We start from the raw sequence: 13,431 nt of genomic DNA on the forward strand, positions 1-13,431 counted from the left end.
AACCTTTCGGAGCGTGAATCATTTGTTTCTTCACTTCCAGACTAAGGAACGAATGTTTCATGCACGTTTCATCGGGATCCTCATTAGATACATTGGTGGGATGAGCGCACCTCACCGCCCCGAGGAGGCGCGCGCGATTCTGTTCCAGGTCTGGGCGTGGCTGATGTTGGCGGTCAGCCTGTATCTGCTGGCACTCGGGGCATTCGAGCTGGGTGACGAGCACGACGCCGGCGGCGTTGAGCTGGTGATTGCTGGCGGACTCCTGGTGGCCGCCGCGGTCATGTGCTTCCGGGTCTCCGTGGCCGTCATTCGCGGCGAGCGCTACGGCACACCGCACAACTGACGCCCGCGTGGCCACGGAGCCTGGTGGCTCCGGTCGTCGCGAGTAGCCTGTCACCGTGACATCCACCCGCCTGCGCCGCGTCGCGGTTCTGGTGCTGGACGGCGCGAAGCCGCTCGATGTGGGGATTCCCGCGCAGGTCTTCACGACCCGGGCCACCATGCCCTACGAGGTGCGGGTGTGCGGCGCGACTCCCGGGCTCGTCGCGGGCGGTGATGGGCTCTCGTATCACGTCGCGCACGGGCTCGAGACGCTCGAGTGGGCGGACATCGTCTTCATCCCGGGTTACCGGTTTCCCGACCGGGATGACCCCGTGCCGGCGGTCGTGGAGGCACTGGTGTCCGCGCACGCCCGGGGCGCGCGGCTCGCCGCCATCTCCACGGGTGCCTTTGCCCTCGCGGCGACGGGGCTGCTCGACGGCAAGCGGGCCACCACACACTGGCACTACACGAGGGCGCTTGCCGCGAGGCATCCGCTCGTCCACGTTGATGAAAACGTGTTGTTCGTCGACGAGGGCAGCGTTCTCACCTCTGCCGGAGCCGCGTCCGGCATCGACCTGTGTCTGCACATCCTGCGGGGCGATCTCGGCATTGCCGCCTCTAATCACGCGGCCCGCCGGCTCGTGGCTGCGCCATACCGCAGCGGTGGACAGGCGCAGTACGTGCTGCGGGACGTGCCCGAGCCCCTCGGTGAGCGCTTCGCCGCCACCCGCGAGTGGGCGCTCCATCGACTCGGAGACCCCCTGACGCTCGCCTCCCTCGCGCGTCACGCCGCGGTGTCGCCGCGCACCTTCTCCCGCCGCTTCGTCGAAGACACGGGCTACACCCCCATGCAGTGGGTGATGCGAGCCCGAATCGACCGCGCCCGCGAACTGCTCGAGGGCTCCGCCCACAGCATCGAACAGATCGCCTCCGACGTGGGCCTTGGCACCGGCACGAACCTGCGACTGCACTTTCAGCACATCCTCGGCACCACTCCGAGCGAGTATCGCAGCACCTTCACGCCGGGCGATTAGCGGCCCAGCGCCCGTGGCGCGATACTTTCGAACCATGGCGCTCACGCCACTGTTGCGGGTGGATGACCCGGACGAAGCTAGGGGGGAATCGAAAGGAATTTCCCTCATGACCCGTATTGCCATCAACGGATTCGGCCGCATCGGACGCAACGTGCTGCGCGCGATGCTGGAACGCGACAGCGACCTCGAGGTCGTCGCCATCAACGACCTCACCGAACCCGCAGCTCTCGCCCGACTGCTCGCCTTCGACACCACGGCGGGACGGCTGGGACGCCCGGTGTCCGTCGAGGGCAACAGCCTCGTGGTGGACGGCCACAGCATCACCGTGCTCGCCGAGAAGGACCCGGCGCAGTTGCCGTGGGCCGAGCTGGGTATCGACATCGTGCTGGAGTCCACGGGCCGCTTCACTTCGGCCGAGGCATCCCGCGTTCACCTCACCGCCGGCGCGAAGCGTGTGTTGGTGAGCGCTCCCTCCGACGGCGCAGACGTCACGCTCGCCTTCGGCGTCAACACCGACGCGTACGACCCTGCCATCCACACGATCATCTCGAACGCATCCTGCACCACCAATGCGCTGGCCCCGCTGGCGTCGGTGCTCGACGACCTTGCCGGCATCGAGCACGGCTTCATGACGACCGTTCACGCCTACACGCAGGAACAGAACCTCCAGGACGGCCCGCACCGCGATGCCCGTCGCGCCCGGGCGGCCGCGGAGAACATCGTGCCCACCACCACGGGCGCGGCGAAAGCAATCAGCCTGGTGCTGCCGAAGCTCGAGGGCAAGCTGTCGGGCGACTCGATTCGGGTACCGATCCCCGTGGGTTCCATCGTGGAACTCAACACCACCGTCTCCCGCGACGTGACCCGCGAGGATGTGCTGGCCGCCTACCGGGCAGCGGGGAACGGCGCGCTCACGGGAATCCTCGAGTACTCGGAGGACGCGCTCGTGTCGTCCGACATCACCGGAAATCCGGCGTCGGCAATCTTCGACTCCGCGCTGACCCGTGTCGACGGTCGGCACGTCAAGGTCGTCGCCTGGTACGACAACGAGTGGGGCTTCTCCAACCGGGTGGTCGACACGCTCGAGCTGTTGGCCGCGAGCTAGCCGATAGCTGTGCCGGTCGGCGCGTTGTTACGCGTCGGCCGGAACCCGCACTTTCAGGGCACCGGGGTCGATCCGGGCGTTGAACGCGACCGCCTGGCCGAAACCGTCGCCGTCCAGCTCGATCTCCTCGGGGCGTGACAGCCGGGCGACGAACTTCGTGCCCGTTTGGTAGTGCAGGTCGCGGTCGTTCTTGTGCTCGCCGGCCAGGGCGCGGCCGGTCTTGGTGCGGCGCACGATTCCGTTGAGCCAGGCGACCTTTGCCCAGATGCGGATCCATCCCAGCACTCCGCCGGGGCGCATCAGCAGCAGGTCGAACAGCCCATCGTCGACGACCGCTTCCGGCAGCAGCAGAATGTTTGCCGGCAGGGAGCCGCAGTTTCCGAGAATCAGGGTGTGGACCGTCGCGCGCTTCGCGGGCTCGTCGTTGAGGCGGAAGCGCAGGTGCAGTTCGTCGGGGTCCCGCAGCGACTTGGTGATGGCGCCGACGTAGGCCGCCCACCCGGCCTTCGCCTTGAGGTCGTCATCGGTGTTCTTGATCATTTTCGCGTCGATACCCATGCCCGCCATGACCACGAATACGTGACGGCTGCGTGACGTATCGGCGCGCTCGATGTCGATGACGCCGAGGTCGATGGCCCGGTCCACACCAGTAAAAGCGGACCTCACCGACGCCTCCATGTCGTTGAGGGTCAGCTTGAGGTTGCGCGCCAGCAGGTTGCCCGTACCGGACGGCAGCAGGGCAACGGGCACATCGCTGCCTCGCAGTGCTTCCGCGACCGCACGCACGGTTCCGTCTCCGCCGGCTGCAATAACGAGGTCGGCTCCCTGATCGATCGCCTGCCGGGTTACGCCCTGTCCGACATCGTCGACGGATGTCTCGAGCCAGAGGCTCTCGCCCCACCCGGCGTCCGACGCGGCAGAGTTGACGGCCGCGCGCGGTGCCTCGATGTCGACCTTGATCGGGTTGTAGATGACGGCCGCGGTCTTGAGCGAGGGATCAGGCATGCCGTAAGCCTAGAAGGGCAGTCAACCCCGCCAAAAACGGGTCGCAAGGGTTGACATCACCTGTCGTCCATGCCGCACGTCTGTGCTTGTGCGGCGCGGGCGTGTGTGCGCCCGCGGTGACTACCCCAGCAGCGACAGCCTCTTCACGATGCGATCCACGGCGTTCCGCGGGCCGACGATGCTGACGGCGTAATAATCGATGGCGTCCCCCGATGACTCGGCGACGGCGGCGCGGTACTCATCGTAGACGCGGGTCTGCTGCGCGGCCGCGGGCATGTCGACGACGAAGGTCTCGGGGTGCGCGTCTGCCTTGGCACGGATGACCCGGAGCGAGTCGACGTCCGCCTCGAGCACGGAGCATCCGGCCCACGGGAGACCAGGGTGGTCGCTCCCGTCCAGGTCGACGACTCCCTCGCCGAGCAGTCCGGCGATGTGCTGCGACGTGGCCGCCGAGACACAGCTGGCCGCGTTCACCGCCAGTCCCGGGCTCAGCGAGTCGTTGACCACGATGACCCACTTCAGGCGGGCGGCGCGCGTGGGCGCGCTCGTGTCGATCTCGTCCGGCGCGAATCCAACCTCGGTCGTCATGTCTCTCCTGCGTTCGATAATCCGGTAACCGAGAGCAACCCTAGTTTCTGATTCGGACTAGCCACAGCAAGTCCGTATTTAGTCCGGCACGGCAGCTATTCTGGCGCACATGGACGAATTAGATCAGGCGATCCTGCGGGAATTGCAGTCAGATGCCCGGATGACCAACCGCGACGTGGCCGCCGCCGTCGGCGTCTCCCCCACCACCGCACTCGACCGAACCAGGTCCCTGCGCGCCCGGGGCATCATCCGCGGCACGGTCCTTGATGTCGACCTGCCCTCGATCGGGCGCCCGGTGCAGGCGCTCGTCGCCGTGCGGATCCGCCCGCCGTCCCGCGCCGTCATCGAGGCATTCCGGGATTGGGCAGCATCCCGTCCGCAGACCCTTGGCGTCTTCGTCACCACCGGCAACGAGGACTTCATCATTCACCTCGCCGTCGCCGACAACGACAGCCTGTACGGGTTCGTCATCGACGAGTTGACGCAGCGATCCGAGGTCGCGGATGTGCGGACATCCGTCGTCTACGAACACATCCGCAACCCGCGCATCGAGCCACTGCCCGCACGCAAACGCTAGCGAGGGCCAGTCAGGTCAGGCCAGCGCCGCCGCGAAGTCCTCGCCGATCTGGATGAGCGACAGGTCCGTGAACCGCGGACCCACGAGGCAGAGCCCGACCGGCGCGGTGTCGGTCGTGGCGGTCGCCACCGTCATCACCGGCACCGACAGGGCGGGTTTGCGCGAGATCCCGGCGATGCAGGTCAGCCGCATCGTTCCGGCGCGCACCGTCTCGATCTCCGCGGAATCGGCTGTCGCCGAGGGAGCAGCGGATGTCGCGGACGGCAGCAACAGGATCCGGTCGTCCAGCTCGGCCCCGATGCGCGCCTCCGCCACCATGGCGGCGCTCCGGGCAAGGGCAGTGGTCTCCCCACTGATCTCCGCGGCGATGCGGAAGCGGGCCGCGACGTCATCGCCGAGGGACCCGGGGTGCGCGGTGATCCAGTCACCGTGAACTCCCCACGCCTCCGACGCCTGCACAACGCGATACGTCTCGAACAGCTTGTCGATGTCACCGAGATCGACCTCGACCAGGTCATCAACGAGACCGGCGGCCGAGAGCTCCGCGATCGCGGCGGCAAAACTCGTCCGCACCTCGTCGGTGAGCAGCGCGGTCAGCGCCGGAGCGACGGCAAACCTGCGTTCCGCAGACTTCTGACGCGCGGGGGGAAGGCTCGCGGTGGCGGCGAGACGCAGCGTCGCGGCATCCCGGGTCATCCATCCCACCGTGTCGAAGGAGGGCGCGAGTGGCAGCACCCCACCGACGCTGACGGCATCGTGCGTCGTGCGCAGACCCCAGAGGCCTTGGTACGACGCCGGCACGCGGATCGAGCCGCCCGTGTCGGTGCCGAGGCCGATGGTCGCCTGGCCCATGGCCACCGCGCTGGCCGGTCCGCTGGAGGACCCGCCCGAGATCGCTCCGGGCACGGCCGGGTTGGGAGGCGTTCCGTAGTGCGGGTTGCGGCCGGCGATGCTGTAGGCGAATTCGTCGGTCTGCGCGATGCCCTGCACGTCGGCGCCGGCGTTCAGCAGCGCGGCAACGGCGGGAGCGTGGGATGTCGCGGGCTCGGCACCATCGAGGAAGGCGGGAACTCCCCCGCCCACGGCGTAGCGGGCCACCGCGAACAGGTCCTTCACGGCGACGCGCTGGCCCATCAACGGACCCTCGCCGGCGCCGGTCACCAGCGGCGAACCGACAACGCGCCAGGTGGACGGTGGGATCGCGGGGGCCGGGAGGTGCACGTGAGCGGCCTCGACCTTCCACTCGCGGGCGCCGTCGATGGAGGTCTGCGCGCGCCAAAGCTGGGTCTGCTGGCCCCGACCGCCGGTCAGCGGTGCCGTCACGGCGACGATGAGGGCGGCGTCGTGCCCGACCGGGCGCACCTCGACCCGGAGGATGGCGCGCTGCGGTGATCCACCCCGTCCCTTGCGGAACCCGCTGATCGCGTCGTGACCGATGAGGAGCCCGCCGGCGTCGCCGCGCAGCGTGTCCTCGCCGGGAGCGAACAGGCGGTCGAGGGCGACAAGATCGTCGCCCATCAGGGCGGTCTCGTACTCCCAGAAAGCGTCGATCAGGCCGGCGGGCGCCTCAACGCCCGCGGGAAGGTGCGGGGCGGGGCGATCCTCGATGTGTGCCGAATCAGCCACGGAAATCCTCCACTCGGATGCGGGCGTGAACGCCCTTGACCAGGTCGACGACCTGCGAAATGTTGAAGTCTGTCGCGGCGCTGAGGTACGCGTACGCGTGCTCGGGATCCATGCCGAAGCGGGCCTGCAGCAGTGCGATCGCCGCGCGCACGCAGTTCTGCACGGCCTCGTCGAGGTCCGGGCTCATGCCGGTCGGGATCAGGTAGTCGGTGGTCTCCGCGAGCGGCCCCACCAGCGCCCCGAATTCGTGCAGCGCGGTGGCCGCGGGAATCACGTCGAAGCGCAGCGTCACCCGCAGGGACGCCTCCATCGCCGTCAGCGCGACCTCGCCGTCACCCTGCGCGAAGTGCGGGTCTCCGACATACGCGAGCGCACCCGGCACCTGCACGGGAAGGTACAGGCTGGCACCCACGGTCAGCAGGTTGATGTCGATGTTGCCTCCGTGCGCGCCGGGCGGGACGGAGTGCGGTCGCACGTCGCCGGCGACCGCGACGCCCATGATGCCGAGGAACGGCGCCAACGGGAAGGTGACGGTGTGGGCACCGCCGAGAACGCGCGGCATCGTGCCCACGTCGACCCCGTCACGCTCCTCGACCGCGGCGAAGACACTGACGTTGCCCTCGCCCCGCGGGAACTCGCCGGGAAGTGCTCCGCGCCCGTGGCGGTTGGAAATCACGCCGTACGGCACGCGCGGAAGTGTCTCCAGCACGGTGATCTTCAGCAGGTCGCCGGGCTCGGCGCCGCGCACGGCGATCGGTCCGGTGATGACGTGCGGCCCATCGGTCGTGGTGTCGCGCGGGTAATCCGAGGTTGCGAGCGCCGAGGCATCCACCAGCACACTGTCGGCGTCGACGCCGTACTTCGCGAAGAACGCGAGTGGGTTACGTCCCTGGTCTTCGACGATGCCCTCGTGGCTGATGGTGTCGATTGTCACTTCGGTGCCGGAATCCACGGTCAGCACCGGCACATCGGCGGCGCAGGGAAGGCGGCCCCACAGAATGGATGCCTCGTCCGCGGGTACATAGTGCTGCGACCGAATCGGACCGCTGCCGGGCTGAAGAATGCTGTGCGTGCTCACCTGAGAACCCTAGCGACCCGGTGTTACGCGAAACTGCACCGAGCCGCCGCCCAGCGCGCCCACGGATAATGGACACCATGCCCGAATGGACTGAGCACGTCATGTGGTGGCACGTCTATCCCCTCGGATTCGTGGGGGCCGACACCACCGGCCAGGACCGCACCCCGACCCACCGCCTCGCCGGCCTCGAGGGGTGGCTCGATTACCTGCTGCGACTCGGTGTCAACGGCCTCGCCCTCGGTCCCATCTTCGAGTCGGGTACGCACGGATACGACACCACCGACTACTTCCGCATCGACGCGCGGCTGGGCGACACCACGGACTTCGAGCACCTGATCGCCGAGGCTCACGCCCGGGGCATCCGCGTGCTGCTCGACGGCGTCTTCAACCATGTCGGACGCGACTTCGCTCCGCTGCGGGCAGCGCTCGCGGACGCCGACGCACCCGACAATGCCCTCTTTGTTCGGGATGCCTCGGGGCGGCTCGCCAACTTCGAGGGGCACGACGCCCTCGTGGCCCTCAACCACGACAACCCTGCGGTGGTCGACTACGTCGTGTCGGTGATGAACCACTGGCTCGAGCGCGGTGCGGACGGGTGGCGGCTGGATGCCGCGTACTCGGTTCCCGTCGGGTTCTGGGCGCGCGTGTTGCCGCGGGTGCGCGAGAGCCATCCGGACGTGTACATCGTCGGCGAGGTGCTGCACGGCGACTATCCGGGCATCGTGGCGTCGTCGACCATGGACAGCGCCACCCAGTACGAACTGTGGCAGGCGATCTGGCACGGCATCGCCGAGGCCAACTTCTTCGAGATCGATTGGGCGCTACAACGTCACACCGAGTTCCTCGAGACGTTCGTGCCGTACACCTTCGTCGGAAACCACGACGTCACCCGCATCGCGAGCCAGATCGCCGACGAGCGCCATCGCGCCCACGCGCTCGTGCTGCTCTTCACCCTCGGTGGAACGCCCAGTGTCTACTACGGCGACGAGCTCGGCATGACCGGCATCAAGGAGCAGCGCGCCGGTGGGGACGACGCTGTTCGTCCCGCGTTCCCGTCCGACCCTGCCGAGGTGTCGCCCGACGACAACCCCGTCTTCCGGCTGCACCAAGAACTCATCGGGCTGCGTCGCCGCCACGCCTGGCTGCACGCGGCGACCAGCCGTCAGCTCGCGCTGACCAACGAAACGTATGTCTACGAGATGACTGCTCCCGGGGGTCCGGAGACGAGGCGGCTCGTGGTCGCGCTGAACCTCGGGGACGCCCCGCTCGCCGTCGAGGCATCCACGGCATTGGTCTCCGAGGTGTTGGCTGGTACCGCAGGAATTGAGGGCACAATAACCGTGCCCGCGCACGGCTGGGCGGTATTGGCCTAGCGCGCCACCCATTCATCCGCGGCCGCGAGCTCCCACCTACCTGCGTCGGATTCCCGCACGTTCCCGCTGTGCCGTGATCCTGCGGTCACGCCGTTCGTTCTTGGCAAGAAAGCGAGCACGTGTCCGCGAGTTGGCGGCATCCATCTTTTTCTGGGTCATTGTGTCGGTCGCGCGGTTGGGCCATATCCAGGTGAGTACGCCCTCAACCAGCACCCGAACGCCAAACTCTAAAATCTCCATAGATATTGCCATCGATCGCCCCTAGCTGGTGGAGTTTTGCTCAGCATATTGTCGTGCTGCAAGGTCGAGACCTGCACCCGGTATAGCACCAGCTAATCCTCAGCGCGCGTACAGCTCCACGTCGTCGGGACGCAGCGCGAAGCGCACGGAATCCCCAGGAACCAGATCGAGTTGCGCGATGCGCGCGGGCGGGACATCCGCACTCAGCTCTCCCGCACGCACACGGACGACATCGCCCCGCGGTTCCAGGTCGGTAACGACAACCTCGATCACTCCCGCACCCGGCTCGGGCGACCCGTCCCGCAGCACCGCGACCGCACCCGGACGCACGGCCGCCGCCACGGCGATGCCCTCCGCGAGATCGCTCGGACCGGCCGCGATCTCGACGCCGGCGTCGGTGCGCATCCCGGCCGCGGTGCGCATGCCGGTCAGCAGGTTGAGTCCCGCCAGCTGCGCGGTGAATGGATGCCTCGGCCGCTCCAACACATCGTGCGTGGTGCCCTGCTCGAGTATCTGGCCGCGGGACATCACGACAACCCGGTCGGCAAAGGTCACCGCGTCCAGCACCTCGTGCGTGACGACGATGGCGGTGCGTCCCACGAGAACCCGGCGCAGCATCCGGCGCAGGGCCGGGGCGACGGCGATGTCGAGCGCGGCGAGCGGTTCATCGAGCAGCAGCAGCCGGGGGTTCGCGGCGAGCGCGCGGGCGATGGCGACGCGCTGCGCCTGCCCGCCGGACAACTGTGACGGACGGCGGTCGGCGAGGTCGGATGCCTCGACCTCCGCGAGCCACTCGCGCGCCGTCGCCCGTGCCGCAGTGGTGGACACCCCAGCGCTTCTCGGGCCGAAGGCCACGTTGTCGAGCACGCTCAGGTGCGGAAACAGCAGCGCCTCCTGCGAGAGCAGAGCGACGCCGCGCAGATGCGGGGCAAGCCAGGCGGCTGTCCCGGGTCTCCCGCGCGATTCCGCTCGCGATCCGGCTCGGGATGCCCCGGGCTGGTCGAACAACACGGTCGACCCCAGCGCGGCTGATCCCTCATCGGCGCGCAGCAACCCGGAAATGAGGGACAGCAGCGTCGACTTTCCCGCACCGTTGGGACCGAGGATTGCGACCGTCTCACCCTCCGCGACGTCGAGGGCGAGGTCGAAACCGCGGGCGTCGACGCGCGCGTCGAAGGTCAGCATCAGGAGCCGTCCGCCGCCGAGTGAGTCTCCCGCGCCGGCGTGACGACCGCGAGTCGCGGGCGTCGCGCCAGTCCCGCGTCGACGCTTCCGGTGCGCAGCGTCAGGCCAACAACGAGCACGGCAACGACGACCAGCACGAGGGACAGCGCCACCGCGGCATCCGGATCCGTCTCCCGCTGCAGGTAGATCTCGAGCGGCAGCGTGCGCGTCACCCCCTGAAGACTTCCGGCGAACGTGAGTGTTGCCCCAAACTCGCCGAGCGCCCGCGCGAACGACAGAACGGCGCCCGACAGGAGGGCCGGCAGCACGAGGGGAAGGGTGATGCGGCGCAACACCGTCGTGGGGCGCGCGCCGAGGGTGGAGGCCACCGCCTCGTACCGGGTTCCGGCGACGCGCAGCGCGCCCTCGAGACTCACCACGAGAAACGGCAGCGCGACAAACGTCTGCGCGATCACGACGGCAGTCGTGGAGAACGCGATCTGGATGCCCAGCACCTCGAACGTGTGGCCGAGCAGTCCGCGGCGGCCGAAGGTGGCGAGCAGAGCGATTCCGCCAATGACGGGCGGCAGCACGAGCGGCAGCAGCACGAGGGCCCGCAGCACTCGCTGGCCGGGGAACGAGGTGCGCGCGAGCACCAGCGCCATGGGCACCCCGAACACCACGCACAGCACGGTGGCCGACACCGACGTGCGCAGGCTCAGCAGCAACGCGTCGACCGAGGACTCCGACGTGATGAGTGCGCCAAAGTCACCCCAGTTGACGCGGGTCGCCATCGCGACCAGTGGCAACAGGGTGAAGCAGGCGCCGAGGGCGGCGAGCACGATCACCCAACGGGGTACCGCGGAGTATCGTCTCGTCGCCCGCGTCATGGTGCTAGCGATGTTACGGCTTGGCGAACCCGGCGTCGGCGAGCACGCCCTGGCCGACGGTACCGGTCACGTAGGCGACGAACGCGTCGGCGATCGCGGACTCCTTCGAATCCTTGAGCGTCGCAATCGGGTACGTGTTCACTGCCTCACTCGACTCGGGGAAGGTGATTCCCTTCACCGTGTCGCCGGCGGCCTTGATGTCGGTGACGTACACGAGGCCGGCGTCAGCCTCGCCCGAGGTGACCTTGCCGAGCACGTCGGTGACCGACGACTCCTCGCTCACGGGCTTCAGTGTGACGCCCGTCGCGGTCTCGATCTTCAGCGCGGCAGCCCCACACGGCACGGCGGGCGCGCAAATGACGGTCTTGACGTCTGCCTTGGCGAGGTCCTGGAAGGACGCGACGGATGCCGGGTTGTCGGTCGGTACCGCAATCTCCAGCGTGTTCGTGGCGAAGTTCACGGGGTCACTCGCGGTGAGGCTTGCGTCGGTGAGCTTGGTCATGTTCTTGGTGTCCGCGGACGCGAAGACGTCTGCCGGCGCACCCTCGGTGATCTGCGTGACCAGGTCGGACGATCCGGCGAAGCTCAGCGCGACCTTCACGTCGGGGTTGGCCTTCTCGAAGCTGGCTGCCAGGTCGGTGAAGGTTCCCTTGAGGGATGCCGCGGCGAAGACCGTGATCGATCCGCTCAGGCTCGACGTGGTTGCCGTATCGCTGCTGGAGCTATCGGGCGACGAGCTGCTCGAGCACGCGGCGGTGCCGGCGACGACAGCGAGCGACAGGGCGAGCCCGGCGATGAAACGAGTGGATGTGCGCATTGGGTTAGACCTTCCCCCGAGGGGTTTCGACGATGACCGTTGTGGCTTTCACAACGGCGACAGCTACGGAGCCGGGTTCGAGTCCGAGCTCACGCACGGCCTCGCTGCTCATGAGGGAGACAACGCGGTGCGGACCACACTGCAGCTCCACCTGGGCCATGACGGTGTCCATGGTGATCTTGGTGACGAGACCCACGAAGCGGTTGCGGGCGGAACTGCCCATCCCCGACGGGTCCTCGGGTAGCACCGCGTGTCCCTGGGCGAGCTGTGCGAGCTCAAGCCCATCGACGACGATCACGCCGGCGTCATCCCGGGTGCTCGACAGGGTGCCGTTATCGATCCAGCGACGAACTGTGTCGTCGCTGACGCCGAGGTAGCCCGCGGCCTCACGAATCCGTATCTGCGTCATGAAGATAACCATATATCCGTGAACGCGGTTGCGATGAACCTGACCGGCATCCACCCGGTCGCGACTGCGAGAATTGCGCACATGGAACACGCCCCGGTACCCGAGCCCTCGGATCGCTACCTGCGACAGGTCACCCTTCCCGGTTTCGGGCAGCAAGCGCAGGACTCGCTGCGCGCGGCGCGCGTGCTGGTGATCGGCGCCGGTGGGCTCGGCAGCTCGACGATCCCGGCGCTGGCAGCGGCCGGGGTCGGCACGATCGGAATCATCGACGATGACCTCGTCGAGTCGAGCAACTTGCACCGGCAGTACCTGCACTCCCCCGCGGATGTCGGGCGCAACAAGGTGGACTCGGCCGTGGCATCCATTTCCGCTCTTAATCCCGCGACGCACGTGGTCGCGCACGCGACCCGGCTCACCTCGCAGAACGCGCTGGAGATCTTCGCCGGCTACGACGTGGTGCTGGACGGCAGCGACAACTTTCCGACGCGGTACCTGGCCAACGACGCTGCCGCGCTGACCGGGATCCCACTCGTGTGGGGTGCCGTCTCCCAGTACGCCGGGCAGGCAGGGGTCTGCTGGGCCGGGCATGGTCCGCAGTATCGGGACCTGTTCCCCACGCCGCCGCCCGCGGGCTCGGTGCTGTCGTGTGCGGTCGGTGGCGTTCTGCCGACGGTGTGTGCGGTCGTCGGTTCGATCATGGCAACCGAGACCATCAAGCTCATCACCGGTGTAGGCGCGCCCCTGCTCGGCAAGGTCACGACGTTTGATGCGCTGACCGGTGGCTTCCGCGAGATCGCGTACGGCATCGATCCGACGGCGGAGCCGATCACCGGCCTCATCGACTACGACCTGTTTTGCGGCATCACGCCACCGCGGGACACCGTCACCGCCGACGAGCTGGCGAGCGAGATCGAATCGGGCGCCGCGCTGACACTGCTCGACGTCCGCGAGACCTGGGAAGCGGAAATCGCGAGCCTGCCCGGCACCGTCTTGCTGCCGCTCGGGTCGCTGGAGACAGCGCTCGAGCACGGCTTCACCGACCTCGATCCGTCCGACCCGATTGTCGTGTACTGCCACCACGGTGTGCGGTCGGCGACGGCGCTGGAGATTCTCGAGCGGTTCGGATTCACGGCGGTGCGTCACCTCGAGGGTGGCATCGACGCGTGGGCGCGACGCGTGGACCCCACTCTCGCGCGATACTGAA

14 protein-coding genes are annotated in these 13,431 nt (G+C 68.1%); 6 read left to right on the forward strand and 8 right to left on the reverse strand.

All coding sequences use genetic code 11. From position 1 onward, the window contains the following. The first annotated feature begins 100 nt into the window (after positions 1–100). The 3 genes from HB677_RS03035 to gap all read left to right on the forward strand — a co-directional run bounded on the left by HB677_RS03035 (position 101) and on the right by gap (position 2,460). Positions 101–343: a hypothetical protein gene (locus HB677_RS03035; protein ID WP_213814202.1), complete on the forward strand. Its 243-nt coding sequence runs from the start codon at positions 101–103 to the stop codon at positions 341–343. 55 nt (positions 344–398) lie between these two features. Next, positions 399–1,355, forward strand: a complete 957-nt coding sequence (locus HB677_RS03040; protein WP_307852459.1) for a helix-turn-helix domain-containing protein — start codon at positions 399–401, stop codon at positions 1,353–1,355. Positions 1,356–1,461: 106 nt separating this feature from the next. Beyond that, on the forward strand, positions 1,462–2,460 hold the full coding sequence (gene gap, locus HB677_RS03045) for a type I glyceraldehyde-3-phosphate dehydrogenase (RefSeq protein ID WP_213814203.1): 999 nt from the start codon (positions 1,462–1,464) through the stop codon (positions 2,458–2,460). A 27-nt stretch (positions 2,461–2,487) separates the two neighbouring features. Here the strand turns inward: gap and HB677_RS03050 are convergent, their stop codons facing one another. Then, positions 2,488–3,465 (reverse strand): diacylglycerol kinase family protein, encoded by a 978-nt coding sequence (locus HB677_RS03050; RefSeq protein ID WP_213814204.1) that lies wholly within the window; start codon positions 3,463–3,465, stop codon positions 2,488–2,490. A gap of 120 nt (positions 3,466–3,585) precedes the next feature. Next, on the reverse strand, positions 3,586–4,053 hold the full coding sequence (locus HB677_RS03055; protein ID WP_213814205.1) for a DUF2000 domain-containing protein: 468 nt from the start codon (positions 4,051–4,053) through the stop codon (positions 3,586–3,588). Between the two features lie 109 nt (positions 4,054–4,162). On the opposite strand from HB677_RS03055, the gene HB677_RS03060 reads away from it, so the two are divergent. Then, a complete protein-coding gene (locus tag HB677_RS03060) occupies positions 4,163–4,630 on the forward strand; it encodes an Lrp/AsnC family transcriptional regulator (RefSeq protein ID WP_213814206.1) in 468 nt (155 codons plus the stop codon). Between the two features lie 15 nt (positions 4,631–4,645). Here the strand turns inward: HB677_RS03060 and HB677_RS03065 are convergent, their stop codons facing one another. Together HB677_RS03065 and HB677_RS03070 are read right to left on the reverse strand one after the other, a co-directional pair. Continuing rightward, positions 4,646–6,256 (reverse strand): AtzH-like domain-containing protein, encoded by a 1,611-nt coding sequence (locus HB677_RS03065; protein ID WP_307852460.1) that lies wholly within the window; start codon positions 6,254–6,256, stop codon positions 4,646–4,648. Next, on the reverse strand, positions 6,249–7,334 hold the full coding sequence (locus tag HB677_RS03070) for an acetamidase/formamidase family protein (protein WP_213814207.1): 1,086 nt from the start codon (positions 7,332–7,334) through the stop codon (positions 6,249–6,251). The genes HB677_RS03065 and HB677_RS03070 overlap by 8 nt, the downstream gene beginning before the upstream one ends. A gap of 77 nt (positions 7,335–7,411) precedes the next feature. Between HB677_RS03070 and HB677_RS03075 the strand changes: the two genes are divergently transcribed. After that, positions 7,412–8,707, forward strand: a complete 1,296-nt coding sequence (locus HB677_RS03075) for an alpha-amylase family protein (protein ID WP_213814208.1) — start codon at positions 7,412–7,414, stop codon at positions 8,705–8,707. 339 nt (positions 8,708–9,046) lie between these two features. Here HB677_RS03075 and HB677_RS03080 read toward each other — a convergent pair whose 3' ends face one another. The 4 genes from HB677_RS03080 to HB677_RS03095 are packed head-to-tail and all read right to left on the reverse strand — an operon-like array spanning position 9,047 to position 12,227. Continuing rightward, positions 9,047–10,132, reverse strand: a complete 1,086-nt coding sequence (locus HB677_RS03080) for a sulfate/molybdate ABC transporter ATP-binding protein (RefSeq protein ID WP_213814209.1) — start codon at positions 10,130–10,132, stop codon at positions 9,047–9,049. After that, positions 10,132–11,001 carry an ABC transporter permease gene (locus HB677_RS03085; RefSeq protein ID WP_213814210.1) on the reverse strand — a complete coding sequence of 290 codons (870 nt, stop codon included), beginning with the start codon at positions 10,999–11,001 and terminating at the stop codon, positions 10,132–10,134. The genes HB677_RS03080 and HB677_RS03085 overlap by 1 nt, the downstream gene beginning before the upstream one ends. 13 nt (positions 11,002–11,014) lie before the next feature. Continuing rightward, entirely contained in the window at positions 11,015–11,818 is an 804-nt protein-coding gene (gene modA, locus HB677_RS03090; RefSeq protein ID WP_213814211.1) for a molybdate ABC transporter substrate-binding protein, read from the reverse strand. 4 nt (positions 11,819–11,822) lie between these two features. Then, entirely contained in the window at positions 11,823–12,227 is a 405-nt protein-coding gene (locus HB677_RS03095; protein WP_213814212.1) for a molybdopterin-binding protein, read from the reverse strand. A gap of 81 nt (positions 12,228–12,308) precedes the next feature. Here HB677_RS03095 and HB677_RS03100 point away from each other — a divergent pair, with 81 nt between their 5' ends. Beyond that, complete coding sequence (locus HB677_RS03100) at positions 12,309–13,430, forward strand: ThiF family adenylyltransferase (RefSeq protein WP_213814213.1); 1,122 nt, start codon at positions 12,309–12,311, stop codon at positions 13,428–13,430. Position 13,431: the final 1 nt, after the last annotated feature.

This window comes from Glaciihabitans sp. dw_435 (assembly GCF_018449675.1).
Lineage (GTDB): Bacteria > Actinomycetota > Actinomycetes > Actinomycetales > Microbacteriaceae > Glaciihabitans.